Origin of the sequence: Blastococcus sp. KM273128 (assembly GCF_021698975.1) — a bacterium.
Taxonomy (GTDB): Bacteria; Actinomycetota; Actinomycetes; order Mycobacteriales; family Geodermatophilaceae; genus Blastococcus.
In genome coordinates this window covers 24919-51218 of the sequence record NZ_SSXA01000001.1, presented here as the reverse complement: position 1 = coordinate 51218, position 26300 = coordinate 24919, and the positions used below count along the sequence as shown (strand labels likewise).

26 protein-coding genes are annotated in these 26300 nt (G+C 75.5%); 11 read left to right on the top strand and 15 right to left on the bottom strand.

The window, feature by feature from the left end:
• Position 1: 1 nt before the first annotated feature.
• From E9529_RS00300 to E9529_RS00275, 7 genes are all read right to left on the bottom strand, one after another.
• The gene (locus E9529_RS00300; protein ID WP_236829137.1) at positions 2–1243 is read right to left on the bottom strand and encodes an ABC transporter substrate-binding protein; all 1242 of its coding nucleotides are present in this window, start codon (positions 1241–1243) and stop codon (positions 2–4) included.
• Complete coding sequence (locus E9529_RS00295; protein ID WP_236829136.1) at positions 1240–2466, bottom strand: branched-chain amino acid ABC transporter permease; 1227 nt, start codon at positions 2464–2466, stop codon at positions 1240–1242. Before E9529_RS00295 ends, E9529_RS00300 begins: the two co-directional genes overlap by 4 nt.
• A complete protein-coding gene (locus tag E9529_RS00290; protein WP_236829135.1) occupies positions 2459–3349 on the bottom strand; it encodes a branched-chain amino acid ABC transporter permease in 891 nt (296 codons plus the stop codon). Before E9529_RS00290 ends, E9529_RS00295 begins: the two co-directional genes overlap by 8 nt.
• Positions 3346–4245 (bottom strand): ABC transporter ATP-binding protein, encoded by a 900-nt coding sequence (locus E9529_RS00285; RefSeq protein WP_236829134.1) that lies wholly within the window; start codon positions 4243–4245, stop codon positions 3346–3348. Before E9529_RS00285 ends, E9529_RS00290 begins: the two co-directional genes overlap by 4 nt.
• Complete coding sequence (locus E9529_RS00280; RefSeq protein ID WP_374201285.1) at positions 4242–5027, bottom strand: ABC transporter ATP-binding protein; 786 nt, start codon at positions 5025–5027, stop codon at positions 4242–4244. Before E9529_RS00280 ends, E9529_RS00285 begins: the two co-directional genes overlap by 4 nt.
• Before the next feature lie 240 nt (positions 5028–5267).
• Positions 5268–5483, bottom strand: a complete 216-nt coding sequence (locus tag E9529_RS22915; protein WP_374201289.1) for a hypothetical protein — start codon at positions 5481–5483, stop codon at positions 5268–5270.
• On the bottom strand, positions 5399–6592 hold the full coding sequence (locus E9529_RS00275) for a hypothetical protein (RefSeq protein WP_236829132.1): 1194 nt from the start codon (positions 6590–6592) through the stop codon (positions 5399–5401). Before E9529_RS00275 ends, E9529_RS22915 begins: the two co-directional genes overlap by 85 nt.
• Positions 6593–6714: 122 nt before the next feature.
• Between E9529_RS00275 and E9529_RS00270 the strand changes: the two genes are divergently transcribed.
• From E9529_RS00270 to E9529_RS00255, 4 genes are all read left to right on the top strand, one after another.
• Positions 6715–7809 (top strand): NAD(P)-binding domain-containing protein, encoded by a 1095-nt coding sequence (locus E9529_RS00270; protein ID WP_236829131.1) that lies wholly within the window; start codon positions 6715–6717, stop codon positions 7807–7809.
• 110 nt (positions 7810–7919) lie between these two features.
• Positions 7920–8846, top strand: a complete 927-nt coding sequence (locus tag E9529_RS00265; protein WP_236829130.1) for an ABC transporter ATP-binding protein — start codon at positions 7920–7922, stop codon at positions 8844–8846.
• Entirely contained in the window at positions 8843–9685 is an 843-nt protein-coding gene (locus tag E9529_RS00260) for an ABC transporter permease subunit (RefSeq protein ID WP_236829129.1), read from the top strand. Before E9529_RS00265 ends, E9529_RS00260 begins: the two co-directional genes overlap by 4 nt.
• Positions 9686–9729: 44 nt before the next feature.
• Positions 9730–10065: a hypothetical protein gene (locus E9529_RS00255; RefSeq protein WP_236829128.1), complete on the top strand. Its 336-nt coding sequence runs from the start codon at positions 9730–9732 to the stop codon at positions 10063–10065.
• A gap of 2 nt (positions 10066–10067) precedes the next feature.
• Here the strand turns inward: E9529_RS00255 and E9529_RS00250 are convergent, their stop codons facing one another.
• Complete coding sequence (locus E9529_RS00250; RefSeq protein ID WP_236829127.1) at positions 10068–11219, bottom strand: MFS transporter; 1152 nt, start codon at positions 11217–11219, stop codon at positions 10068–10070.
• Between the two features lie 82 nt (positions 11220–11301).
• Between E9529_RS00250 and E9529_RS00245 the strand changes: the two genes are divergently transcribed.
• Complete coding sequence (locus E9529_RS00245) at positions 11302–11838, top strand: DUF488 family protein (protein WP_236829126.1); 537 nt, start codon at positions 11302–11304, stop codon at positions 11836–11838.
• Between the two features lie 105 nt (positions 11839–11943).
• Here E9529_RS00245 and pruA read toward each other — a convergent pair whose 3' ends face one another.
• Together pruA and E9529_RS00235 are read right to left on the bottom strand one after the other, a co-directional pair.
• Positions 11944–13569, bottom strand: a complete 1626-nt coding sequence (pruA, locus tag E9529_RS00240) for an L-glutamate gamma-semialdehyde dehydrogenase (protein ID WP_236829125.1) — start codon at positions 13567–13569, stop codon at positions 11944–11946.
• Positions 13570–13586: 17 nt separating this feature from the next.
• Entirely contained in the window at positions 13587–14519 is a 933-nt protein-coding gene (locus E9529_RS00235; protein ID WP_236829124.1) for a proline dehydrogenase family protein, read from the bottom strand.
• A 132-nt stretch (positions 14520–14651) separates the two neighbouring features.
• Between E9529_RS00235 and E9529_RS00230 the strand changes: the two genes are divergently transcribed.
• From E9529_RS00230 to E9529_RS00220, 3 genes are read left to right on the top strand one after another with little or no spacing between them, the layout of a single operon-like run.
• Positions 14652–15782, top strand: coding sequence for a CdaR family transcriptional regulator (locus E9529_RS00230; RefSeq protein ID WP_236829123.1), 1131 nt, complete (start codon positions 14652–14654; stop codon positions 15780–15782).
• A gap of 44 nt (positions 15783–15826) precedes the next feature.
• Positions 15827–16447, top strand: a complete 621-nt coding sequence (locus tag E9529_RS00225; RefSeq protein WP_236829122.1) for a biliverdin-producing heme oxygenase — start codon at positions 15827–15829, stop codon at positions 16445–16447.
• The gene (locus tag E9529_RS00220; RefSeq protein WP_236829121.1) at positions 16444–18810 is read left to right on the top strand and encodes a SpoIIE family protein phosphatase; all 2367 of its coding nucleotides are present in this window, start codon (positions 16444–16446) and stop codon (positions 18808–18810) included. Before E9529_RS00225 ends, E9529_RS00220 begins: the two co-directional genes overlap by 4 nt.
• 9 nt (positions 18811–18819) lie before the next feature.
• Here E9529_RS00220 and E9529_RS00215 read toward each other — a convergent pair whose 3' ends face one another.
• The 4 genes from E9529_RS00215 to idi all read right to left on the bottom strand — a co-directional run bounded on the left by E9529_RS00215 (position 18820) and on the right by idi (position 21306).
• Positions 18820–19092: a hypothetical protein gene (locus E9529_RS00215; RefSeq protein WP_236829120.1), complete on the bottom strand. Its 273-nt coding sequence runs from the start codon at positions 19090–19092 to the stop codon at positions 18820–18822.
• Between the two features lie 21 nt (positions 19093–19113).
• A complete protein-coding gene (locus E9529_RS00210) occupies positions 19114–19887 on the bottom strand; it encodes an SDR family NAD(P)-dependent oxidoreductase (RefSeq protein ID WP_236829119.1) in 774 nt (257 codons plus the stop codon).
• A 78-nt stretch (positions 19888–19965) separates the two neighbouring features.
• Positions 19966–20628 (bottom strand): polysaccharide deacetylase family protein, encoded by a 663-nt coding sequence (locus E9529_RS21730; protein WP_255707720.1) that lies wholly within the window; start codon positions 20626–20628, stop codon positions 19966–19968.
• A 156-nt stretch (positions 20629–20784) separates the two neighbouring features.
• Positions 20785–21306, bottom strand: a complete 522-nt coding sequence (idi, locus tag E9529_RS00200) for an isopentenyl-diphosphate Delta-isomerase (RefSeq protein ID WP_236829117.1) — start codon at positions 21304–21306, stop codon at positions 20785–20787.
• A gap of 90 nt (positions 21307–21396) precedes the next feature.
• Here idi and E9529_RS00195 point away from each other — a divergent pair, with 90 nt between their 5' ends.
• From E9529_RS00195 to E9529_RS00185, 3 genes are read left to right on the top strand one after another with little or no spacing between them, the layout of a single operon-like run.
• The gene (locus E9529_RS00195) at positions 21397–22224 is read left to right on the top strand and encodes an alpha/beta fold hydrolase (protein WP_236829116.1); all 828 of its coding nucleotides are present in this window, start codon (positions 21397–21399) and stop codon (positions 22222–22224) included.
• 26 nt (positions 22225–22250) lie between these two features.
• Positions 22251–23618 (top strand): MFS transporter, encoded by a 1368-nt coding sequence (locus E9529_RS00190; RefSeq protein WP_236829115.1) that lies wholly within the window; start codon positions 22251–22253, stop codon positions 23616–23618.
• 48 nt (positions 23619–23666) lie between these two features.
• Positions 23667–24785, top strand: coding sequence for an NAD-dependent epimerase/dehydratase family protein (locus tag E9529_RS00185; protein WP_236829114.1), 1119 nt, complete (start codon positions 23667–23669; stop codon positions 24783–24785).
• A gap of 2 nt (positions 24786–24787) precedes the next feature.
• Here E9529_RS00185 and E9529_RS22505 read toward each other — a convergent pair whose 3' ends face one another.
• Entirely contained in the window at positions 24788–26263 is a 1476-nt protein-coding gene (locus E9529_RS22505) for an ATP-binding protein (protein ID WP_236829113.1), read from the bottom strand.
• Between the last annotated feature and the right edge of the window lie 37 nt (positions 26264–26300).

Here is a 26300-nt window from a genome sequence, read left to right as displayed (position 1 = left end):
GTCAGCCGGCGATGTCCGCCGCGAACTCGCCCTCGAACGCCTCCTCCAGGACGGTGGCCCCACCGGGCACGTCGGCCGGCTGCAGGATGAAGCTCTCCAGGCTCGGCGACTGGCCGACCTCGAAGCCGCGGATCGGGACGACGAGACCGCCGGTGTCGACCTCCTCCAGCTCGTTGAACGCGTTGAGCACGCCCTCGCGGGTCAGGTCACCGTTCTCGCACGCCTGGTCGAGCACCTGCTTCATCAGCTCGCTCATGCCGAAGCCGACGACGACGCCGAGGCTCGGGACGGCATCGGGGTAGGCCTCCTGGTACTGCTGGAGCAGCTCCGGGTGGGCGTCGAACGACGACACCGGGGAGGCCACGTACAGGTGGGTCTTCAGCCACTCGGCGGCCGGGCCCTCCAGCAGGCCCGGCGCGAAGACCGGGTTGCTGCCCAGGATGGGCACGTCCAGCCCCTGCGCGGCGGCGACCGTCGCGACCGAGGCCGTCTGCCCGGGGGCCACGGTCAGCGCGATGAGGTCGACCCCGGCGGAGTTGAACTGGGTGATCTGGGCGCTCATGTCCTGGTCGGTCGCCTTGATCTGCGCCTCGATCAACTCGAGGCCCCTGGCCTCGGCGACGGCCCGGGAGCCCTCCACGCCGTTGGCGCCGTACTCGCCCTCGAAGTAGATGTGGCCGACGGTGTCGCCCTCCTGGAGGAGCCCTTCCCGGAACAGGTAGTCGTAGCCGTTGGCGATCTCGACGTCGTAGGTGGCGCCCACGACACCCGTGCCCGGGATCTCGGTCAGCGTCTTGGACCAGGCCGAGGGGAAGTTGACGATCTGGTCGGACTCGTACTCCGGCGCCAGGGCGGTGTTGATGGGTGACCCGATCGTCTGCTGCATGGCCAGGACGTTGTCCTGCATGCCGCTGTACAGGGAGACGCCCTGCTGGGGGACGTAGCCGGTGTCCTGGACGTCGAGGGTGACGTCGTAGGTGTCGCAGACCTGGTTGTTCTCCCAGAACAGCGAGTTGGCGTTGGTGATGTCGTTGCCGAGCGCGGCGAAGACGCCGGTCAGGTCGGTCAGGACACCGAGGTTGATCGTCTCGCCCTCGATGCCGACGTCGGTCGCGACGTCCCCGCCGGCCGCTGCACCACCGCCGCCCGAGGACTCCGGGGCCTTGGTGCTGCAGCCGCTGGCGGCCAGGACGAAGGTGGCGGCCAGCATCGTGGCGCCGGCCGAACGCTTGCTGAGTCTCACGTGGTGCTCCCTTGTGCTGGTGGGTCGGACGGAGTGGGTTCGGTGGAACGACTGGGTGTGTCGGGTGGGCGCTGGGTCAGCCGCCCTCCCGGACGGCGGCCGAAGCGCCCGGAGATGCGGCGGGCGATGCCGGCGAGCCCGGCGGGCTCGAAGAGGATCACCAGGACGATGGCCGCGCCGAAGAGGAACCGGGCCGCCTCACCGGCCGCCAGGCCCTCACCACGGCCCACGAACGGGATCAGGTCGGCGTACCGCTGGAAGACCAGCGGCAGCGCGCTGACGAAGATCGCCCCGAGGACGGCTCCGTTCACCGAACCCAGCCCGCCGAGGACGATCATGGCGAGGTACAGGATGGAGAGCTCCAGGCCGAACGACTCGGGTGCGATGCTGCCGATCGAGAGCGCGTACATCACCCCGGCCAACCCGGCGTACATCGAGCTGACCAGGAAGATCCGCGCCTTGTAGCCCTGGACGTTGACGCCCATCACGGACGCCGCGACCTCGCTGTCCCGCTGGGTCTGCAGCGCACGACCCGGGCGGCCCTTCAGCAGGTTGCGGGCGAACAGGTAGGCCGCCAGCGCCAGGGCCAGGCCCAGGTACCAGAGCCGCTCCGCCTCCCGGAACGGGACACCCAGCACGAACAGGTCGGGGTTGCTGTTGGCGAAGGTGAAGCCGAACAGCGAGAAGTCCGGAGCCGCCCGCCCGTTGAAGCCGCCGGTGACCTCGGTCCAGCTGTTGAGCACGTGGATGCCGATGAAGACCAGCGCCAGCGACGCCACACCGAGGTAGATCCCGCGCAGCCGCGCCGCCAGGGGGCTGAACAGCAGCCCGGCCAGGCCGGCCAGGAGGACGCCCACGACCATGCCGACGATCGGCGGCAGGCCCAGACCCCCCAGCTCCGCGACGCCGAGCCCGCCCGGCTCACCCGAGACGTAGACGTAGCTGACCGCACCGACGGCGAGGAAGAAGGCGTGCGCCAGCGACAGCTGCCCGCTGTTGCCCACGAGCAGGTTCAGCCCGATCGCGCCGACGATCGCGCCGAAGGCGGCGAACCCCGTGCGCAGCCAGAACTCCTCGACGTACAGCGGCAGCGCGAGCAGCACGACGAGGAACGCGACGAGCAGGACGGGCTTGAGCAGGGCGCGCCGGTCGCGCGCCGGCCGGGAGGGCGTCACCCCCGAGCGGGACGCCCCCGGCGTCGCGACCGCGGTGGACTCAGACACGGGTCAGCTCCTTCGTCCCGAACAGGCCGGAGGGCCGGAACATGAGGACCGCGATCATCACGATGAACGGGACGACGGCGCTGAAGCCGCGGCCGAGGAACAGCAGCTGGTCCTGGTAGCCGGCCGCCATCGCCTCGGCGATGCCGATCAGCAGGCCACCCACCAGCGCACCGCCGGTCGAGTCCAGGCCCCCGAGGATCGCGGCCGGGAAGGCCCGCAGCGCCACGGCGTACGCGGTCGGGCTGACGCCCGGGGTGGGTGAGCCGACGAGGAAGAGCGCCGCCACGGCGGCGAGGACGCCGGCAACCACCCAGGCCAGCGCGGAGACCCGCCCCTGCCGGATGCCCATCAGCGCCGCCGTCTCGCCGTCCTCCGCCGAGGCCCGCATCGCGATGCCCCAGTTGGAGTACTTGAAGGCCACGAAGAAGAGGGCGATGAGGAGCGCGGCGACGATGAAGGCGATGAGCCGGTTCTGGCTGAGCCCGACGCTCCCGATCCGGAAGGACTCCCCGCCCCACGGGTGCGGCACGTTCAGGATGTCCGAGCCGATCCGCCGGATCAGTTCGGTCAGGATGATGATGTCGACGCCGATGGTGACGATCGCCAGGCTGATCACCGCGGCACCGCGGAGCCGGTTGATGATCAGGCGCTCGATGACGAACGCGGCCAGCGCGGTGATGAGGATGCCCACCACGACGGCCGGCAGGAACCCGATCGCGTCCGACAGCCGGGCGATGGAGTAGGCGCCCAGCAGCAGCAGCGAGCCGTGCGTGAAGCTCACCACCTCGCTGGACTTGAAGATGATCACGAAGCCCAGGGCGATCAGCGCGTACAGCGCCCCCAGGGAGATCCCGTTGAGGAGCAGGGAGAGGAACTGGGTCACGACGTCGCCCCAGGAGTGTCGGAGGAGTGGTGGTGGGCGGCGGCCTCGGAGGGGCTCTCCTCGTCGCCGGAACCCAGGTAGGCGCGGATGACCTCGGGGTCGTTCTGCACCTCCGCCGGGGTGCCGTCGGCGATCCGGCGGCCGAAGTCCAGGACGGTGACCCGGTCGGCCAGGGACATGACCATCCCCATGTCGTGCTCGACCAGCACGACGGAGATGCCCAGCGCCGACCGGATCTCGAGGATGGCGTCGGCCATCCGGTCGGTCTCCTCGGCGTTCATCCCGGCCACCGGCTCGTCGAGGAGGAGCAGGCGCGGCTCCGTGCAGAGCGCCCGCGCCACCTCCACCCGCTTCTGGTCGCCGTAGGAGAGGACACCGACGGGCGTGTGCAGCTTGCCGCCGAGGTCCATGAAGTCGGCGATCTCGGCGACGCGGGCGCCGTGGATCTTCCCTTCCCTGGTGGCCCGCGGAAGCCGCAGGCCGGCGGCGAGGAACCCGGCCTTCGTGAGGTGGTGGCGGCCGAGCATGAGGTTCTCGGCCACCGACTGGGTGCCGGAGAGGGCGATGTTCTGGAACGCGCGGGCCACGCCGATGCCGGCGATCTGGTACGGCCGCATCCGGTCCAGCCGGTGCTCACCGAAGCGGACCTGGCCCTCGGCGGCCTTGTAGACCCCGGAGAGGACGTTGAACATCGTCGACTTGCCCGCGCCGTTGGGCCCGATGATCGCGTGGATGCTGCCGGGCGCGACGGTGAAGGACACCTCCGACAGGGCCTTGATCGCCCCGAACCGGACGCTCACGCCGTCGACCTCGACGGGCGGGATGTCCGACCGGGTGCCCGATCCGGTCTCGGGTGGCCCGGCGGCGTGCGCACCGGCGGCGTGGGGGGCGCTCATGCCGTCCACCGGGAGAGCTTCTTGCCCGAGGGAACGCGCACCCGCCGCTCGTCGCCGCCGTCGTGCCCGAGGTACAGCCGCTGCACCTCGTCGGTCTCGGACAACTGCCGTGCGTTCCCGGACAGGGAGACCTCGCCGACGTCGAGCACGTACGCGAGGTCGGCGACCCCGAGCGCCATCGTCGCGTTCTGCTCCACCAGCAGCACCGAGGTGCCCTGCCGGTTGATCTCGGCGATGACCTCGCCGATCTGGCCGATGATGCGCGGCGCCAGGCCCAGGGAGGGCTCGTCGAGCAGGAGCAGCTTGGGGCTGGCCATCAGCGCCCGGCCGATGGCCAGCATCTGCTGCTCGCCGCCGGAGAGCAGCGCCCCCCGCTGGGAGCTCCGCTCCTTCAGCACCGGGAACAGGTCGTAGACCCGCTGCTGCGCCTGGGCCTTGGCCGACTTGTCCCGGTTGCCCATGCCGCCGGCCCGCAGGTTCTCCTCCACCGTCAGCCGACCGAAGATGCGCCGGCCCTCGGGTACCTGCACCAGGCCGAGCCGGACGGCCTGGGCGGGGTCCTTGGTCACCAGATCGGTGCCGTCGAAGCGGACGGTCCCCTGCTCCACCCGGCCCCGGTGCAGCCGCAGCGTGCCGGAGACGGTGCGCAGCAGCGTCGTCTTCCCGGCGCCGTTGCTGCCGAGGACGGCGACCACCTTGCCGTCGGGCACCTCCATGGAGACCCCGCGGACGGCCTGCACGGCGCCGCCGTAGGTGACGTGCAGCGACTCGATGCTCAGCACGGGGAGCACCTCCTTCCCGCGCCGCCGGACGGCGCCGGGGCGGGGCTCGCGCCCGCCTCGCGGCCGGTGAGTGATCTGGCACACATGGGCGGTGACTCTAGGGGGCAAAATCGTGATCGAGGTCACCCAAACGGTCACGGATCGATCACCTTGCTGCCGGAGGCGTCCGCGCCGCCGTCCCAGGAGGCACCTCCCCGGGCCCGCACGCCCACGTGCTGCCTTGACGCGACCTATGGCCAGCTAGGACCGGTGCGGGTCAGCACCCCCGCGGTCCGCGACCGGGCGGCGCCCCTCCTCGTCGACGTCCACCCGGATGGCGTCGAGCGCGGCAGCGGCCCGGCGGCGGGACTGGCAGGGGGTCTGCCCCACCGTCAGGACGTGGCCGAGGTGCGCCCGGCGGCAGGAGGCGGGCTCCGCCGCTTCGCCGACGTCGGCGAACACCTCCGCGACGAGCAGCCCGGGGATCTCCCCGACCTCGCGCAGCCCCGACACCGCACGGACCCGGCCGGTGGCGTGGGAACCGAGCAGCAGCTGGGTGCTGGCCGCGACCGCCGGCCGCCGCGCGGGGGCGGGCCGGTCCAGCAGGCGGGCGACGAGGAGGCCGGCGGTGTCCACCCCGCTGACCTGGTCCACGCAGGCGTGCGCCCCGGCGTCGGACGGCCGCGGCGCCAGTGCGACCAGCCGGGGACCGGGGGGCCCCAGCACGAACTCCAGGTGGAACGGTCCCAGGTCGTACCCGCAGGCGGCAGCACGGCCCCGACGAAGGCCGCGGCGTCGGGGGACGGCGGCCGGGCGGTGGCGGTGAGCAGCAGCCCGGCGGCGTGCGGCGGCGGCGTGGTGAGCAGCTCGCTCCAGGCGTGCACCGTCACGGCACCGCCGTCCACGTGCCCGTCGGCGGCGTACCGGGGCCCCGGCACGTGCTCGCCGACCACCAGGTGCGAGGCCGACGGCGTCCCCGGGCCGCAGCAGGCGCGGGCGGCGAGCACCCGCAGCTCGCCGTCGTCGAGCACCGGGCCGACCCGGGTGCCGGCGCCGTCCACCTCGACGGTGCACGGGTAGCCCACGGGTGAGACCGGCGCCGGCGCGTCGGCGCGGACGACCCCCCAGCGGCCGTCGGCGACGCCCGCCGCCGCCAGCGCCTCGCGCAGGGCCACCGCGTCGCCGGTCACGACCGGGGATGCGGGGTCGGGGCCGCGCAGCCCGAGCGCCCGGGCGGCGACGGCGGCCGGTCCGGCGGTGCCCGGCGCGCAGCCGGCGACGGCGGCCACCCGCCCCGGCAGGGAGCGCACCGCCGCGGCGATCGCGGCGGCGTCGCCGGTGTCGCAGCCCAGCCAGCGGTCCACCAGCCAGCCGACGTCCTCGCCGTGGGCGCGCCGATCCCGCGTGAGCACCGCGGTGCGCAGGCCCCGGGCGCGCGCCCGTTCGAGCACCGCCGCCCCCACGGCCTCCAGCCGCTCACCGGCGGCGAACTCCGGTCGTGCGGCGGTGAGGCGTCCCTGCACCTCGACGGAGACGAACCACGGCTCGGCGGCGCCGGAACCGTCGCCGGGCATGCGTGCGAGCACGATGCCTCCCCCCGTCGGCCGGTCGTCGCCCGGCGCACCGTACCGGCCCGTCGGCCGCGGCGGAACGGGTTCCGCCGCGCGGCACCGGGAAGCAGCGGCGCCGGCGGCCGGTTGTCGCTGCCGTGACCACAGCCGGGCCCCGACGAGACGTCGACGTCGTCGTCATCGGCGCCGGGCAGGCCGGCCTCTCCACGGCGTGGGCGCTGGCCCGCCAGGGGTTCGAGCGGGGCAGCGGCTTCGTCGTGCTCGACGGCGAGGAGGCCCCCGGCGGGGCCTGGCGGCACCGCTGGCCCTCCCTCACGCTGGGCACCACCCACCGGGTGCACGACCTGCCGGGCCTGCCGTTCCGGCCCGAGGACGCCGCGGCGCCCGCGGTGGAGTCCGTCCCCGCCTACTTCGCCGGGTACGAGCGGCGCTTCGACCTGCCCGTGCTGCGGCCGGTGCGGGTGACCGCCGTCGAGCGGACCGACGACGACCGCTTCGCCGTCGTCACCGACCGGGGCAGCTGGACCGCCCGCGCCGTCGTGAACGCCACCGGCACCTGGACCCGGCCGTTCGTCCCGCGCTACCCCGGGCAGGAGCTCTTCCGCGGGCGGCAGCTGCACACCGTGGACTACCGCACCGCGGAGGAGTTCCGCGGGCAGCACGTCGTCGTGGTCGGCGGCGGCGCCTCGGCGACCCAGCTGCTGGGCGAGATCTCCCGGGTGACCTCGACGACGTGGGTCACCCGCCGGCCGCCGGTCTGGCGCGAGGGCCCGTTCGACGAGGACGCCGGCCGCGCCGTCGTCGCCGAGGTGGAACGGGCCGTCCGGGAGGGCCGCCGGCCGGGCAGCGTCGTGGGGCTCACCGGTCTGCTCACGTCGGCGCCCTACGTGCGCGACGGCCTGGACCGCGGGGTCCTCGAGCGGCTGCCGGTGTTCGACCGGATCACCCCCGACGGCGTGGCCTGGGACGACGGCAGAAGCATCCGCGCCGACGTCATCCTCTGGGCCACCGGGTTCCGCGCGGCGGTCGGCCACCTCGCACCGCTGCGGCTGCGCGCACCCGGCGGCGGCTTCCGCGTCGAGGGCACGCAGGTCGTCGGGGAGCCGCGACTCCACCTGGTCGGGTACGGCCCGTCGGCGAGCACCATCGGCGCCAACCGGGCCGGTCAGGCCGCCGCGCGCGCCCTGCGGCGGGAGCTGCACCCCGGGATGCCCCTGCCCCGCACGGCCTGAGCTGCCGGGGAGCTTTCAGGGTCCGATCAGGGCGCTCCCCGATGTCCCCGGCGCGGCGCGGCCGACAGGCTGCTGGCCATGACGTCCCGACCGTTCCCCGGAGGCCCGCGATGATCGAGGCACAGGGCCTGACCAAGAAGTACGGCGACCGCACCGCCGTCGACGGCATCTCCTTCACCGTGCACCCGGGCCGGGTCACCGGCTTCCTCGGGCCCAACGGCGCCGGCAAGTCCACGACGATGCGCATGCTGCTCGGCCTGGACCGGCCCACCGCCGGCACCGTCACCGTGCGCGGGCGCAGCTACGCCGACTTCCCCGCGCCGCTGCGGCAGGTCGGCGCGCTCCTGGAGGCACGGGCCCTGCACCCCGGGCGCTCGGCCCGCGACCACCTGCGCTGGATGGCGGCGAGCAACGGCCTGCCGGTGCGCCGGGTGGACGAGGTGCTCGACCTGGTCGGGCTGACCGACGTCGCCGGGCAGCGGGTGGGCCGGTTCTCCCTGGGCATGGGCCAGCGTCTCGGCATCGCCGTCGCGATGCTGGGCGACCCGCCGGTCGTCGTCCTCGACGAGCCGGTCAACGGCCTGGACCCCGAGGGCATCCGCTGGGTGCGCACGCTGACCCGGCAGCTGGCCGCCGAGGGCCGCACCGTCTTCCTGTCCAGCCACCTGATGAGCGAGATGGCGCTCACCGCCGACCACCTGGTGGTCATCGGGCGGGGCCGGGTGCTGGCCGACTGCTCGATGCCCGACTTCATCGCCGAGCACGCCGCCTCCTACGTGCGGGTGCGCAGCCCGCAGCGGGCCGAGGTGGCCGAGCTGCTGCGCCGTGACGGCCTGGAGGTCACCGCCGTCGACGACGAGCTCCGGGTGCAGGGCCGCGACGCCGCCGCCATCGGCGAGCTCGTCGGCCGGCAGGGGCACCTGCTGCACGAGCTCACCCTCGTCAGCTCCTCCCTCGAGGACGCGTTCATGACCCTCACCGCCGCGAGCGTCGAGTACACCGCCCGCGACCGGACCCCCGCAGGAGCCACCCGATGACCGGAACCCTCAGCACCCCGGCGCCCGACACCGTCGACCTGGACCCGGACCGGCACGTGCCCGGCGTCCGCGACCCCGGCTTCGCGCAGACCCTCCGCGCGGAGTGGATCAAGTTCTGGACGGTGCGCTCGACGCCGTGGTCGATCGGCGCGCTGGTCACCCTCGGCGCCGGCCTGACCGTCCTGGTCTGCGCGGTCAGCGCCGCGGACCTGGCGACGGGCACGACCGGGGAGGCCGCCGGCTCGTTCATCACCTGGGGCATGACGGTCGCGCAGATCACCGCCATCGTGCTCGGCGCGCTGGTGGTCACCAGCGAGTACGGCACCGGGATGATCCGGGCGACGCTGACCGCGACCCCGCACCGCGGCCGGGTGCTGGCGGCCAAGGCCCTGGTGCTCACCGGCACGCTGTTCCTCGCCGGCACGGTCACCGCCGTCCTGGGGTACCTCGGCGGCAACTGGTTCCTCGAGCGGGAGGGCATCGGCCTGGCGCTCGGTGACGACGGCGTGCTGCGGTCGCTGCTCGGCAGCGGGCTCTACATGGCCGGCATCGGCCTGTTCGCCGCCGCCGTCGGGCTGCTCGTGCGGCACACCGCCGCGGCGCTGTCGATCGTGCTGGCGCTGCTGCTGGTGGTCGGCAACATGGTGATGCTGCTGCCGGGGGCCTGGGGCGAGTGGGCCACCAAGCTGATGCCGGGGAACGCGGGCTCCGTCGTCGCCACGCCGGTGTCGTTCAACCCGAACCTGCTCGAGCCGTGGACCGGCTTCGCGGTCTTCTGCGCCGAGGTGGCCGCCGTCGTCCTCGCCGGGTACCTGGTGCTGCGCCGCCGCGACGCCTGAACCCCACTGTGCCCCGGCCCCCGCGGCCGGGGCACAGTGGTGCGGTGACCACGCCCGACCCGGCCGCCGAGGGCCGCCGCCGCGCCGACGAGCTCCTGACCGCCCTGACCGCGGGCGACGACGCCGCCGCCGAGGCGCTGCTCGCCGGCCTCGACGAGATCCGCGACCTGGTGTTCGTGGGCGCGGGGCTCACCGTGATCGCCCGCGCCGAGGGCCGCGCCCTGCCGACGGCGCAGCGCGCGCAGGCCAGCACCCGCCAGCTCAAGCTCGGGGAGGTGCGCGACGCCAACCGCGACGACCCCGAGGGGCTGCGCACCTGGCTGCGGCGCTCGGCCGAGGAGGTGCTCTTCATCCGCTCGCTGCACGCCCGGCAGGGCTGAGCTCAGGCGCGGGGGGCGCGGGCGGCCGCCTGCGCCAGCGGGAGCACCGCCGCGAGCACGACGGCCGACGCGAGGACCGTCCAGGGCAGGCCGGCGGCACCGTAGGCGAGGCCGAGCAGCAGCGCCCCGGCGGCCGTGCCCGCGTCGAAGGAGGCGTTCCACAGCGCGCTCGCCGCCGTCGTGCCCCGCTCGCCGGCCCGGGCGAAGGCGCGCAGCAGCGTCAGGTTCTGCACCCCGCCGAAGCCGGCGCCGAACAGCGCCGCCCCGAGCAGCACCCAGCCGCTCCCCCACCACAGCCCCGCAGCGGTGACCGCGAGCCCCACCGCGGCGACCAGCACCGACAGCGGCAGCAGCAGCGCGGTGCCCAGGCGGTCGGCCAGCACGCCGGCCCGCCAGCGGCTCAGCGCGCCCGTCAGCCCCCACAGCAGCAGCGCCGCGGTGGCCAGCCGCCCGTCGGGGCGGTCGATGGGCAGGAAGGTCACGAAGCCGCCGCCGGCGGTGGTCACCACGAGCAGCACCGCGGACGGCGCCAGCGCGGCGCGCACCGCGGCCCGGGCGTTGCCGGCCGGGGCGGGCTCCTCGCGACCGCCGGCCGCCCGCAGCAGCGCGGGGAGGAACACCAGGCCCAGCACGGGTGTGGCCGCCAGCCAGGCCAGCACGCCGACGTGCCCGCCCAGCACGAGGGCCACGCCCGCGGGGACGGCGGCCATGTTGGGCAGCGCGATGGCCAACCCGTACAGGCCGATCGACTCGCCGCGCTGCTCCGGGGGCGCCACCCGCGCGGCGAGGGTCGCGCCGAGGACGGTGATGACGGCGAACCCGGCGCCACGCACCGCCGACAGCGCGGAGATCCAGCCGACGCCGTCGTCGAGCACGTAGAAGGGGGAGGGCACCCCCAGCGCGAGCAGCCCCGCCACGAACACCGGGCCGGCGCCGTAGCGGTTCGCGAGCGCGGGCACGACGGACTGGACCGCGATCGTCGTGAGGAGGAAGACCGCGGTGACCACCCCGGCCGTGCTCTCCGCGGCACCGCCGGCCACCGCGTACGCCGGCAGCGAGGCCAGCGTCAGGAAGTAGCTGGCGAACCCCAGGGCCGTGACGCCGACCAGCGACTGCACCCCGCGCGAGCGCCACAGGGCGGCCTGCACCTCCACCGTTCCCCCGCTCCGTCGTCCGTCCGCTCCCCGCAGCATGACCCGGCGGGCGGCGGCGTCCGCACCCGGGTAGGCAGGGCGCGTGGGTGTGCTGACCGTGGGCCACGGCTCCGACGACCGCGACGCCCTGGGCGCCCGGCTCGCCGGGGCCGGGGTGGACGTGCTGGTGGACGTGCGGCGGTTCCCAGGCAGCCGCGCCAACCCCGATGTGCGGCGGGAGGCGCTCGAGGAGTGGCTGCCCGAGGTGGGCATCGGCTACCGCTGGGAGGAGCGGCTCGGCGGCCGCCGACGGCTGCCGGACGCGGAGCCGGTGGCCGACGGCTGGTGGACCGTCGCGCAGTTCGCCGCCTACGCCGCGCACACCCGGACGGCGGAGTTCGCCGAGGCCCTCGACGAGGTGCTCGCCGCGGCATCGGGCGCGACGGTCGCGGTGATGTGCAGCGAGTACGTGTGGTGGCGCTGCCACCGGCGGCTGATCGCCGACGTCGCCGTCCTGGGCCGGGGCGTGGCGGTGGGGCACCTCATGCCCGACGGCCGGGTGACCCCGCACCGCCCCGCCGACGGCGCGACCCTCGGCGACGACGGCGAGGTCCGCTGGCCCGCCACCGCAGCGCCCTGACCGCGTCCTCCCTCACCGCGGCGCGTCCTCCCCCACCGCCCACCGCGAGGGAGGACACGCCACGATCAGGTCACCTGGTCATCGCGGGCCCAACCGGGAGCCGGCTCAGCCCATGTGCGGGTAGCGGTGGTCGGTCGGGGGCGCGAACGTCTCCTTGATCGACCGCGTCGAGGTCCACCGCATCAGGTTCTGCTTCGCGCCGGCCTTGTCGTTCGTGCCCGACGCCCGCCCGCCCCCGAACGGCTGCTGCCCGACGACGGCGCCGGTCGGCTTGTCGTTGACGTAGAAGTTGCCCGCCGCGTGCCGCAGGAACCGCTGGGCGTGCGCGATCGCGGCCCGGTCCTGCGCGATCACCGCACCGGTCAGCGCGTAGGGCGCCACCGACTCCATCTGCGTCAGCACCGCGTCGTAGTCGGCGTCGTCGTAGACGTGCACCGCGAGCACCGGCCCGAAGTACTCGGTGGTGAAGACCTCGTGCCCGGGGTCGGTGCCCTCGATGATCGTCGGCCGCACGAAGAAGCCCTCGCTGTCGTCGGCCTGCCCGCCGGCCACGATCGACAGCGCCGGGTCGTCGTCCACCCGGTCGAGGACGCCGGAGAGCTTCGAGAACGACTTCCGGTCGATGACCGCGCCCATGAAGTTCGAGAAGTCGGTGACGTCGCCCATCGGCAGCGACTCGGTCACCCCCACCAGGTCGTCGCGCAGCCGTCCCCACACCGACCGCGGCACGTACGCGCGCGACGCCGCCGAGCACTTCTGCCCCTGGTACTCGAACGCCCCGCGGACCAGCGCCGTCCGCAGCACGTCGACGTCGGCCGAGGGGTGCGCGACGACGAAGTCCTTGCCGCCGGTCTCCCCGACGATCCGCGGGTAGCCGCGGTAGGAGGCGATGTTCTCCCCCACGGTGCGCCAGAGGTGCTGGAACACCGGGGTGGACCCGGTGAAGTGGATGCCGGCCAGGTCCCGGTCGGCGAGGGCGACCTCGGAGACGGCGACGCCGTCGCCGGGGAGCATGTTGATGACGCCCGGCGGCAGGCCCGCCTCCTCCAGCAGCCGCATGAGGAAGTGCGCGGCGAACTGCTGGGTGGGCGCGGGCTTCCAGACGACGGTGTTGCCCATCAGCGCCGGCGCCGTCGGCAGGTTGCCGGCGATCGCGGTGAAGTTGAACGGCGTGATGGCGTAGACGAAGCCCTCGAGCGGGCGGTGGTCGGTGCGGTTCCAGGCGCCGGGTGAGGACTCCGGCTGCTCGGCGAGGATCTGCCGCGCGAAGTGCACGTTGAAGCGCCAGAAGTCGATCAGCTCGCAGGCGCTGTCGATCTCGGCCTGCTGCGCGGTCTTGCTCTGGCCGAGCATCGTGGCGGCGTTGAGCGTCTGCCGCCACGGCCCGGCCAGCAGGTCGGCGGCCTTGAGGAAGACCGCGGCGCGGTCGTCGAAGGAGAGCTCCTGCCACGCGGGCGCGGCCTCCTTCGCGCAGCGGACGGCGTCCTGCGCGTCGGCGTGCGTGCTGTGCGCGGCAGCGCCCAGGACGGCGGAGTGCCGGTGCGGCTGCACGACGTCGAACCGCTCGCCGGCGGCCATCCGCTGCCGCTCGCCGATCGTGGCGGTGAGCTCCACCGGCTCGGCGGCCAGTTCGGCGAGCCGCCGCTGCAGCTCGTCGCGCTCGGGGGTGCCCGGCGCGTAGGTGTGCACCGGCTCGTTGCGCGGGGACGGGACTCGGGTGACGGCGTCCATGACAGGACCTCTCGGGTTCAGGAGCGGGTGGCCAGGGAGCGGAGAAAGAAGGCGACGTTGGCCGGGCGCTCGGCCAGCCGGCGCATGAAGTAGCCGTACCAGTCGGCGCCGTAGGGCACGTAGGCGCGCACGCGGGTGCCGGCGGCGGCCAGCCGGCGCTGCTCGTCCGGGCGGATGCCATAGAGCATCTGCACCTCCCAGGAGTCGGCGGCCCGGGAGTGCTGGGCCGCGAGCTCGTGCGCCAGGGCGACCAGGCCCGGGTCGTGCGAGCCGACCATCGGGTACCCGGGCCCGCTCATGAGGATCTCCAGGCAGCGGCGGTAGGCGGCGTCGACGTCCCGCTTCCGCTGGTGGGCGACCTGCTCCGGCTCGTCGTAGGCGCCCTTGACCAGCCGCACCCGCGAGCCGCTCACCGCGAGCGCCTTGGCGTCGTCCTCGGTGCGGTGCAGCATCGACTGCAGGACGGCGCCGGTCGCGGGGTGGTCCTTGCGCAGCTCGGCGACGGCGGCGAGCGTGGAGTCGACCGTGCGGTGGTCCTCCATGTCGAGGGTGACCGTGGTCCCCGCCGCGGAGGCGGCCTCCACGACCGGGCGGACCAGCTCGAGCGCGACGTCGTGCCCGCCGTCGGGCAGCGCCTGGCCGAACGCCGACAGCTTCACCGACACCTCGGCGGCCGGCCCGAGCCCCAGCGGGGCCAGCGCCTCGAGCGCGGTGAGGTACGCGTCGCGCGTGCGGCGGGCCCGGGTCCGGTCGGTCACGTCCTCGCCGAGGTGGTCGAGGGTGACCGCGATGCCGTCGGCGGCGAGCGCGCGCACCGCGGCGATCGCGTCGCCCAGCGACTCCCCCGCGACGAACCGGTCGACCACCCGGCGGGTGGCGGGCGTACCGGTGACGGCTCTTCGCAGGGCGGGCCGGCGGGAGGCGGCCAGCAAGGTCTTCTGCAGCACCACGGGTCCTCCTCGGGCCGACGCCACGTGCTCCTCGAACGCTAGGCACCCGCCACCCCTCCGGGCCAGGGACAGATGTCGGGATCCTGCCCATCTGCTCTCATACAGCTGTACGAGACCCGGGAGGGGACGGCGGTGCGCGACGAGCTGCAGGAGCTGGTGGACGAGGTGTCGCGGGTGCTCGGCGCCCCGGCGACGCTGGAGGACGCCGGCTTCACGCTGCTGGCCTTCTGCGCGCACGACGACAGCGGGGCCGACCCGATGGACGCCGTCCGCACCCGGTCGATCCTCACCCGCAGCTCGACCCCCGAGACCCGGCGCTGGTTCGAGGACTTCGGCATCGCCGCGGCGACCCGGCCGATGCGGATCCCGGCCGACCCCGCGGCCGGGGTGCTCACCCGGCTGGTGCTGCCCATCCGCCACGAGGACCGCACCCACGGCTACCTGTGGCTGCTCGACGACGGGCGCACCGACCCCGACGACGACGCCGACCCGGCGCTGCGCCGCGCGCTGGACCTGGCCGCCGACGCCGGCCGCGCCCTGGCCGGACGGCCGGCCGACGACCTCGGCCCGGTGCTCGCCGACGCGCTCACCGGCCGCCCCGCGGCCCGCGCCCAGGCAGCCCTGCGACTCCGCGACCGGCTACCCGCCGGCGCCGCGCAGGTGCTCGTGGCGCTGCGCCCCGCCGGCGGCCCGCCGGCGCCGGCCCGGCCGCTGCCGGCGGCCGGTGCGGTGGCCACCGTCGTCGACGACGGGGTCGCCGTGCTCGTCCCGCTGCCGGCGCCCGCGGACCTGCGCCCCGCCGGCGCGCTCGCCGCCGCCTCCCTGGCCACCCTGCCCGCCGGCAGCACCGCCGGGGTCTCGTCGGCCAGGCTGGGCACCGACGACCTGGCCGGCCAGTGGGGGGAGGCGCGGGCCGCGGCCCGGGTCGCCGCGGTGGTCGACCGGTTCTTCCCCGTCGCCCGCTGGGGGGAGCTCGGCGGGTGGCGGGCGGCCACCGCCCTGCCCGGCCCCGACCCGGTGCTGGCCCCGCTGCTCGCCGACCCGGTGCTCACGACGACGGCGGAGACCTTCCTCGACTGCGCCGGCAGTGCCGGGCGGACGGCGGCGGCGCTGCACGTCCACCGGCAGACGCTGTACTACCGGCTGGGCCGCATCGCCGCGCTGACCGGCCTGGACCTCGCCGACGGCGACGCCCGCCTGCTCCTGCACACCGGCCTGCGCGCCGCCCGGCTGGCCGCGGCACCCCGGTTCGACCGCCCGTGACCGGCGACCGTCGCCTACCCTCTCCCTCGATGGCTGCGGGAGACATGGCTGCGCAGACGGACCCCCGCAGCGACGGTGACGTCCTGCGCGCCCTGCGCACCGGGACGGCCGAGGAGCACCGGCTCCTCGAGGAGACCCTCGACCTGCTCGACCCGGACCTCGACCGGGATCGGCTGGTGCACGTGCTGGGGCTGATGCACGGCTTCTGGACGGCGGCCGAGCGCGGGCTGGACGAGTGGGCCGCGTGCCACCCCGCCGACGCCGCGGCCGCCGACTGGGCGCGCCGCCGCCGGGCCGGGCTGTTCGCCGCGGACCTCGCGGCGCTGGGCGCCCCCGTCCCCGTGGCGGCACCCGGGCTGCCCGCCGTGGCCGGGACCGACGAGGCGCTGGGCCGGCTCTACGTGCTCGAGGGCTCCACCCTCGGCGGCACGTTCATCGACCGCCACCTGGCCACGCTGCCCCTGCTGGCCGGCGTCCGGCTGCGCGCGTTCTCGCCCTACGACGCCGACACCGGCGCGATGTGGGCCGCCTACCGGCGGGTCGTCCGCGCGCACGTGGCCGCGGGCGGGGACGCCGCCCGGGTGGTCGCCGCGGCGCGCGGCACCTTCCACGAGCTCTCCGAGTGGTGCCGGCCCGCCGCGCGGGCCCAGGCGGTCGGGGCGTGACCGGGGTCCAGCACGAGATCGAGTTCCTGGCGCCGGGCGAGCCGGTCGACCTCACCAACTGCGAGCGCGAGCCGATCCACGTCCCGGGCAGCATCCAGCCGCGTGGCGTGCTGATCGCCGTCCGCGACCCCGACTGGGTCGTCCAGCAGGTGTCGGAGAACCTCGCCGACCTCACCGGCGTGGACTGGCGGCAGGCGGTGGGCCGCCCGCTGGCCGAGGTCATCGGGGTGGCGCCGGCCGATGCGGTCGTCCGCTCGGCGAGCGCCTTCGGCGACCTCCGCGAGCGCAACCCGGTCGAGATCACCCTCGACGTCGCCGGCGAACCGGTGCCCGTCGACGCCCTCCTGCACCGCACCGTGATCGACCCCGGGCCGGCGCACGAGGTGGACGGCGAGCCCGTCGCCGCCCCCGAGGAGTCGGCGCCGGTCACCACCCTGGTCGTCGAGCTGGAGCCGGCGCGCGGGCCGCGGCCGTTCTCCTTCCCGAACACCTACCAGGCGGTGCGCAGCACGGTCGCCGCGCTGGACCGGGCCGGCAGCCTCCAGGAGCTCTACGACATCACCGCCCGGGCCGTGCGCACGCTGACCGGCTTCGACCGGGTGATGGTCTACCGCTACGACGCCGACTACAACGGCGAGGTGGTGGCCGAGGCGAAGGCCGCGCACCTGAACCCCTTCCTCGGCCTGCACTACCCGGCCTCGGACATCCCCGCCCAGGCGCGGGCGCTGTACGAGAAGAACTGGATCCGGCTGATCTCCGACGTCGGCTACGCGCCCGTGCCCATCCAGCCGGTGCACCACCCGGCCAGCGGCCGCCCGCTCGACCTGACCTACTCCGCCCTGCGCAGCGTCTCCCCCATCCACGTGGAGTACCTGCACAACATGGGCGTGCGGTCCTCGATGTCGATCTCCCTGCTGCGCGGCGACAAGCTGTGGGGGCTCATCGCCTGCCACCACTACGACGGCCCGCACGCACCCCCGTACGCCACCCGCGCCGCGGCCGAGTTCCTCGGCTCCACGCTGTCGGTGCGGCTGATCGACCGGGCGCAGGAGGAGGAGTTCGCGCGGGCGCTCCGCGCGCGGTCCACGCTGGCCTGGCTGACCGCCGCCGCGCTGGACGAGGACCGCCCGATCACCGAGACGCTGCTCGGCTCGCACAGCCTGCTGGACCTGCTCGACGCCGACGGCGTCTCGATGTGCCTCCAGGGCTCCCGCGGCTCCGCCGGCGCCGCGCTCCCGCCGGAACTGGCCGACGCGATCGCGGCCTGGGCCGCATCCCGCGGCGAGGACGTGGTCGCCACCGACGCGCTGGCCACGGTCGCGCCCGGGCTCGGCGCGGTCGACCCGGCGTGCGGCGTGCTGGTGCTGCCGCTGCCGGAGGGCCAGTACGTGCTCTGGTACCGCGGCGAGGCCGTGCGGCACATCGACTGGGGCGGCGACCCGCACAACAAGGCGATCGCCGAGCGGGAGGGCGACGACGTCCGGCTCAGCCCGCGCAAGTCCTTCGAGCGCTGGCGGGAGACCGTCCGCGGCCGGTCCGAACCGTGGACGGTGCAGGAGACCGGTGGAGCGACCGAGCTGAGGACGCACCTGCTGGAGGCGCTGTACGCCCGGTCCCGCAGCATCGTCCGCGCCGCCGAGACCCTGCAGCGCAGCCTGCTGACCGACCCGCCGGAGCCCGACCACCTGGAGGTGGCGGTGCGCTACGTGCCGGCGGCGCGCGAGGCGCAGGTGGGCGGCGACTGGTACGACGTCTTCGAGCAGCCCGACGGTTCCACGGTGCTGGTCATCGGTGACGTCGTCGGCCACGACACCCAGGCGGCGGCCACCATGTCCCAGCTGCGCGGCCTGCTGCGCGGCATCGCCTGGGACAGCACGGCCGGCCCGGCCGAGGTGCTCTCCCGGCTCGACGCCGCGATCGAGGGGCTGGGGCTCGGCGCCATGGCGACGGTGCTCGTCGGCCGCCTCGACCGCCCGGCGGGCCCGGCCGGCGAGGGCACCCGGCTGCGCTGGGCCTCCGCCGGGCACCTGCCGCCGCTGCTCGTCGCGCCCGACGGCTCCCAGCGGCTGCTGGTGCCCGACCGCCCCGGCCTGCTGCTCGGCGTGGACCCGTCGCTGCCCCGTACCGAGCACGAGGTGGCCGTCCTCGACGGCTCGACGCTGCTGCTCTACACCGACGGGCTGGTGGAGCGCCGCGACCAGGTGTTCGACGACGGCGTCGACCTGCTCGGCCGCGCGCTCGCCGAGCTGCGCCACCTGCCGGTGGCCGGGATGTCCGACGCGCTCATCGACCGGTTGCTGCCCGAGGGCGGCGAGGACGACGTCGCTCTCCTCGCCGTCCGGCTCCAGCCGCCGGGCGGCTGAACCCGCCCGTCAGCCGGCGCCCGGGGCGCTGAACCGGGGGGTCAGCCCGTCGTCGGGTGGGCCGCCCCGGCCCGGCAGCGGGCGCTCGTCCTCGGCCGCACGGACCACCGCGATCGTCTCCAGCGGGTCCGGCGCCTCCCGGCGGGCGCCCCGCTCCAGCGCGGCGAGCAGCCGCTCCTCGTCGGGCGCGAGGTCACCGGGGCCGAGCCGCCCGCCCGGGCTGCCCGCGTCGGAGCCCGACGCCATCGCGGTGTCGGGCGTCGGGTCGTCCGGGGCGCTCATGCGGCAGTTCCTCATGGTCGGTCAGCGGGGGAAGTTCGGCTCGAGCCGGGGGACGATCTGCATCTCGGGGACGAACGCCGCCGGGTGCAGGAGCAGCAGCGTGCGGATCGCCTCGGCGACCGCGGACGGCGGCATCATCAGGTGCCCGGGGATGCCCCACTGCTCCATCATCGGGGTGTCCATCGCGGCGGGGATGACGCTCTGCACCCGGCACGGGAACGGCCGCTCGCTGCCGTCCTCCAGCCGCTCGGCCTTCTCCCGCAGCTCCCGCTGGATGCAGCGGGTCGCGTTGAGGAAGCCGGCCTTGGAGCCGTTGTAGGCGATCGCCCCGCTGCCCGAGGTGATCGCCGACAGCGAGACCACGTGCACGACGTCGGCGGTGCGCCCCTCGGGCAGGTGCTGCACCCGCTTCATGAACTCGCTGGTGAGGAAGACCGGCCCCTCGCAGTTGACCGCCTGCACCCGCTGGTAGTCGGCGAGGTCGATGTCGGTGATGTAGCCGGGCCGGTCGATGCCGGCCACGTTGACCAGCACGTCGAACGCGTCCCCGTGCCGCTCGAACAGGTCGGCGACGACGGCGCGCCGGCTTTCGTCCCGGGTCACGTCCAGGGCGGCGACCTCGGCGGAGCCGCCGGCGCCGGTCACCCGGGACAGCGTCTCCTGGCTGCCCGCCGCGTCGATGTCGGCGATCACCACGTGGGCACCGCCCTCGGCCAGGGCGAGCGCGGTGGCCCGGCCCAGTCCGCTGGCCCCGCCGGTCACGAGCGCGACCCGGCCCTTCAGCGACGCCTCCACAGCTGCTCCTCCGTCGTCGGTGCGTACCCCCGTCGCGGACAGCCTCGCCGAAAGCCGCCGGGGCCGCAGGTCGGGGCGTCAGCGGCGGGTGGACCAGACATCGGCGAGGGTGACCGTGGTCAGCCCGCGCTCGGCGATGAGCTCGAGCAGCTGCCCGTACACGGCGGTCACGGTGGGGTGGTTGGCGTGGCCGACGACGATGGTCCGCGCGCTGAACCAGCGCCGGGCCGCGGCCAGGAGCTCCTCGCCGGTGAGCACCCGGTTGTCCTCGAAGGTGCCGTTCCACAGGGCGATCGTCGGGTGCCCCAGGTCGGCGGCGATGCGGTCGGTGCGCTCGTCGCGGGCGCCGAAGGGCGGCCGGAAGAAGGGCGTCTGCACCCCGAACGTCGAGCGCAGGAAGTCGCGGTTGCGCCGGATCTCCTCGGCCACCTCGGCGTCGCCCAGCGTGGTGAGGTCGGGGTGGGACCAGGTGTGGTTGCCCAGGGCCACCTGCCCGGAGTCGACCAGCGGGCGCAGCAGCGCAGCGTTCTGCTCCCAGGCGCGGTACCGGCCGTTGGGAAGAAGGTCAGGCGGGTGCCGCTGTCGGCGGCGAACCGCGCGAACGCCGCGACCACCTCGCTGCTGGTGCCGTCGTCGATGGTGAGCGCCAGCAGATCCCCCTCCCCCGGCAGCGCGTCGACCACGCCGGCGGGCGGCTCCTGCGGCTCCACCCCGGGGACGCCGCGGTGCACCGGCTTCCAGCGCGCGGCGGGGTCGCCGGCCGGCCCGGGCGCCGTCGCGGGGCCGCCGGGCGCCACGGCGGGCTCGCCGAGCGCGGCCGCGCCGCGTGCCACCGCCGTGCCCGCCACCCCGGCGGCGAGGGCGAGCAGGAACCGTCGACGGTCCATGCGCCGCAGGCTAGCGGTGCAGCCCCGCCTCCTCGATCAGCCGCGCCTGCTCCCGGCACCACGGCGACCACGCGTCGCCCTCGGTCTCCTGCCGGCGGCGGAACGCGGCCCAGTCCAGCAGCTCCCACTCGCCCACCTCGGTGGGCTCCGGCGCGGGCGAGCCGGTGAAGCGCCCGATGTAGACGGGGCACACCTCGTTCTCGACGACCCCGCGGAACTCCGCCCGGTAGCGGTAGCCCGGGAGCGCCGGCCGGACGTCGGTCACACCGAGCCCCAGCTCGAAGCGGGCGCGGCGGGCGATCGCGTCGCCGTCGTCCTCGCCGGGGCCGGGGTGGCCGCAGACGGTGTTGGTCCACATGCCGGGGAAGGTCGCCTTGCCCTCGGCCCGGCGGGTGACCAGCAGCCGGCCGTCGTCGGCGAAGAGGTAGGCCGAGAACGCGCGGTGCAGCGGCGTCTCGCCGTGGTGCACCTCCGGCTTGGGCATCGTGCCGATCGCACGGCCGTCGTCGTCGACCAGCACGATGAGCTCCATGGGCGACATTGTCACCCTCCGGGCGACACCGCGGCCAATGGCCGTCCCCGTCCTGCGAATGGCTCCAACTCGGATGGGCACAGTGCCGAGGTGGACAGCTTCCGGCGAGACGGCCTGACCTTCGACGTACGGGACGCCGGGCCGGCCGACGGCGAGCCCGTCGTCCTGCTGCACGGCTTCCCCCAGGACTCCACCGCCTGGGACCGGGTCGCGCCCGCCCTGCACCAGCGCGGGCTGCGCACCCTGGCGCCGGACCAGCGGGGCTACTCCCCCTCGGCCCGCCCGCGCGGCCGCGCGCACTACCGGCTGCGGGAGACGGCGGACGACGTCCTCGCCCTGCTGGACGCGGCCGGGCTGGGGTCGGCGCACGTGGTCGGGCACGACTGGGGCGGCATCGTGGCCTGGGCGCTGGGCGCGTGGCACCCGGAGCGCGTCCGCACGCTCACGGCGCTCTCCGTGCCGCACCCGGCCGCGATGGCGCGGGCGGCGGCGACCAGCGACCAGGCGCTGCGCTCGGCCTACGTGGGGCTGTTCCAGCTGCCCGTGCTGCCCGAGCGGCTGCTGCTCGCCGGGAACGGGGCCGTGCTGCGCCGGGTGCTGCGCCGCGGCGGGCTGCCCGACGACGCCGTCGAACGCTACGTCCGGCGGATGCGCGAGCCGGGCGCGCTGACCGCGGCGCTGGCCTGGTACCGCGCCCTGCCGTGGAGCGGGCGCGACCCGGTGGGCACGGTGCGGGTGCCCACCCTGCACGTGTGGAGCACCGGCGACGCCTTCCTCGGCCGCGCCGCCACCGAGGGCACCGCCCGCTTCGTCGACGCGCCCTACCGGTTGGAGGTCCTCGACGACGTGACCCACTGGATCCCCGAGCTCGCCGCGGCGCGGACCGCCGAGCTGGTCACGGCCCACGTCCGCGGCTGAGCCCGGGCATTGCGAGACTGCACGCCATGAGTGGGACGACGTCGCCGCTGACCCGCGCCGAGCGGCTCGACCGGCTGCCCTTCACCCGTGCGCACGGCCGCCTGCTCGGCGGCTCCGGGCTGGGCTGGGCGCTCGACGCCATGGACGTCGGGCTGGTCTCGTTCGTCATCGCCGCGCTGATCGCGCAGGAGCAGTGGGGCGTCACCGCGACCGAGGGGTCGTGGATCGCCTCGATCGGGTTCGTCGGCATGGCGCTGGGCGCCACCCTCGGCGGGCTGCTCGCCGACCGCATCGGCCGCCGCCAGGTCTTCGCACTGACGCTGCTCGTCTTCGGGCTGGCCACCGGCGCCGCGGCGCTGTCCTGGTCGCTGGGCGCGCTGCTGGTCTTCCGGTTCGTCATCGGCCTGGGCCTGGGTGCCGAGCTGCCGGTCGCCTCCACCCTGGTCAGCGAGTACGCGCCGGCCCGCCTGCGCGGCCGGGTGGTCGTCGCGCTCGAGGCCTTCTGGGCGGTCGGCTGGACGCTGGCCGCGCTGATCGGCTACCTCGTCGTCCCCGGGAGCGACGACGGCTGGCGGTGGGCCCTCGCGCTGGGCGCGGTGCCGGCGGTGTACGCCGTGGTCGTCCGGTGGGGGCTGCCCGAGTCCGTGCGCTTCCTCGAGCTGCGCGGCCGCACCGACGAGGCCGAGGCGGCCGTCCGGCGCTTCGAGAGCGCCGCCGGCATCGCGGCGGTGCCGTCCCCTCCGCCCTCCCCCGCACCGGCGAGCCGCCCCGGAGACCTGTGGACCGCCGCCCTGCGCGGGCGGACGGCGGCGCTCTGGGCGGTCTGGTTCTGCATCAACTTCTCCTACTACGGCGCCTTCATCTGGCTGCCCGCGCTGCTGTTCGACTCCGGCCTCGAACTGGTCCGGTCCTTCGAGTACACGCTGTGGATCACCCTCGCCCAGCTCCCCGGCTACGCGGTCGCCGCCTGGCTGGTCGAGGCGTGGGGACGGCGACCCACGCTGGCGCTGTTCCTGCTGGGGTCAGCGGTCGGCGCGGGGCTGTTCGCGACCGCGGGCACGCCGACGACCGTGCTGCTCACCGGCATGGTGCTGTCGTTCTGCAACCTCGGCGCGTGGGGCGCGCTCTACGCGCTCACCCCGGAGGTGTACCCGACCGCGCTGCGGGCCACCGGTGCCGGCGCCGCGGCCGGTTTCGGCCGGCTCGCCTCCATCGCCGCCCCGCTCTGCGTGCCGTTCCTCGTGGACGGCGGGGGCACCGGGCTGGTCTTCGCGACCTTCGCCGTCTTCTTCGTCGTGGCCGCGATCGCGGCCCTGGCGCTGCCCGAGCTGCGGGGCCGGTCGCTCGACGCGGACGCCTCGCGCGCGCAGACCCCGTCGGCGCTGCGCGGCTGAGCCCGGCCCTGCCGGTTGGCCGGGGGCCGGGCGGGTAGCGGCAGGGGCATGCCTGAGCTCTCCCCCGGACAGCTGCGCGGCCGCACGATCGCCGTCACCGGCGCCAGCGGCAACGTCGGCACCGCCCTGCTGCGCCGGCTGACCGCGCCGTCGGCCGGCGTCGCCGAGGTCCGCGGGCTGGCCCGCCGGCGCCCGCCGTCGACCGCGCCCTACGACGGCGTCCGCTGGCACCTGGCCGACCTCGGCGAGGCCGCGAGCGAGCGGGAGGTCGCCGAGTTCGTGGAGGGCGCCGACGCCGTCGTCCACCTCGCCTGGGCGCTGCAGCCGGGCCGGCAGCCCGACCGGTTGCGCCAGGTGAACGTCGAGGGCACCCGCCGGGTGGCCCGCGCCGCGGCTGCCGCCGGCGTCGACCAGTTCGTGCACATGAGCTCCATCGGCGCCTACGCCGGGGGCGCGCGTGGCGTCCGGGTGACCGAGGACTGGCCGACCACCGGCATCCCCAGCGCGCAGTACAGCCGCGACAAGTCGCAGGCCGAGAGCGTGGTGCGCGACGTCTTCGGCCGGCACCGCGCCACGACCCTCACCGTCGTCCGCCCCACCCTGGTGCTGCAGCCGCAGGCCGCCAGCGAGATCGGCCGCTACTTCCTGGGCCCGCTGCTCTTCGGGGCCGCCCGCGCGCTGCCCGGCGCGGTGGCCCGGCTGCTGCCGCTGCCCCTGCCGGCGCTCGCCGTCGCCTTCGTGCACGCCGACGACGTCGCCGACGCCCTCGAGCGGATGCTCGACCGCCGCGCCCCCGGCCCGTTCAACCTGGCGGCCGAGCCGCTGCTGGACGCCGACGCGCTGGCGAAGGCCCTCGGCTCCCGCCGGGTGCCCACCCCCGCGATCGCCCTGCGCGCCGGGCTGCAGGCCGCCTTCACCGCGCACCTCGTGCCCACCGAGCCCGGGTGGCTGGACATCGGCACGCAGGTGCCCGCGCTGGACACCGCCCGCGCCCGCAAGCTGCTCGACTGGGCCCCGTTCCACGCCGGCGACGACGTGCTCCGGCAGTTCGTCGCCGCCCTGGGCAGCGGCGCGGGCGGGCCCGGTGCGCTGCTGCGCCCGGCGGGCGGGCCGGGGATCGACCAAGCCGGCGACGCGGCCAACGCGCTGGGCCCGCGGGCGAACTGACCTCAGCCGGGGAGGCTGCCCAGCAGCGTGCGGGTCATCGCGTTGCGGGTGTCGAGCAGCTCGTCCAGGGCCGCGGTGAGGTCGTCCGCGGAGACGGCCAGCGCCCCGCCGTCCGGGGTCCGTGCCGCGGCGACCAGCGCCGCCCGGCGGAGCAGCTCCTTGAGGAACGAGGCCGTCACGCCCTCGGTGCGGGCCAGCACGTCGTCCAGGCCGCTGGTGTCCACGTCCAGGTCGCCGCGGTAGAGCTCGAACAGCGCCCGGCGGGCCGCGGCGTCGGGCAGGTCCAGCGCCACCGCCTGGTCCACCCGGCCCGGCCGGGCGGCCAGCGCCGGCTCCAGCAGGTCCGCGCGGTTGGTGGTCAGCACGAAGACGACGTCGGCGTCCTCGGCCAGCCCGTCCATCTCGTTGAGCAGCTGGAACAGCAGCGGGTGCTGGCCGGGGTGCACGCCCCTGTCCTCGGCGATGAGGTCGACGTCCTCCACCACGAGCATGGCCGGCTGCAGCGCCCGCGCCACCGAGCACGCCTCGGCGATGAGGTGCAGCGCGTTGCCGGTGAGCTGGATGACCGTGGTGCCGTGCAGGCTGCTCACCAGGTAGCGGACGGTGTGGGTCTTCCCGACGCCGGGCGGGCCGTAGAGCAGCACCCCGCGCTTGAGGTGCTGCCCGGCGGCCAGCAGCCGCTCCTTGTGCCGGGCGACGTCGACGACCTGCCGCTGGATCTCCGCCAGGGTGGACGGCGCGAGGACCAGCTGGTCGGCCCGCAGCTCCGGGCGGCGGTGGAACTGCAGCAGCGTCTGGCCGTGCCCGAAGACCTCCTGGCCGAAGGAGAGGACCTGCCCGCGGAACACGTTGTGCTCGACGCTCGCCGCGCGGATCTCGGCCGCGGCGCCGGCCACCCCGGCCAGGTCGGTGCCCACCAGCTGCACCGAGACCTGCGCCATCCCCATCTCCGGTGACGCGCCGCGCAGCAGCAGCGCGGCGCGGCCGCCGTCCGGCTCGGTGACCAGGTAGATCGCGCAGCGCTGGCAGGCGCGCACCTCGCCGTCGGGGCCGCAGGCGAGGTTGACCGTGGCCGGGTTGCCGGGACGCGGGCCGTGCGGGTGCTCGCCCGCCGACCCGAGCAGGTCGCCGAGGCCGAAGTGCATGTGCTGGAACCCGGCGACGCCGACCAGCTCGTGCACGCGCCCCGGCAGCGACAGCCAGGCGTCGACGCCGGCCTGGACGTTCACGTGCTCGTAGCCGGGCCAGGTCTCCTCGACCACGTCCAGCCCCTCGGCGGCGTCGCCGAGGTGCGCGGCCAGCACCTGGGACAGCTGCGGCCGTTCCCCCGCCCGCGCCGCGCCGACCAGCGCCCGCACGCCGCGGCGGGCCAGCCGGCCGACGTCGGCCAGCTCCGGGCGCAGCCCGTCGGGCGTCGCGGCCGGCGGCGCGGTCAGTGGCTGGTAGGAGCCGCTGTAGCTGATCCGGGTGCGTCGCACGGGCCCTCCTGGAGCGTGGGTGGAGGCCGGACGCTAC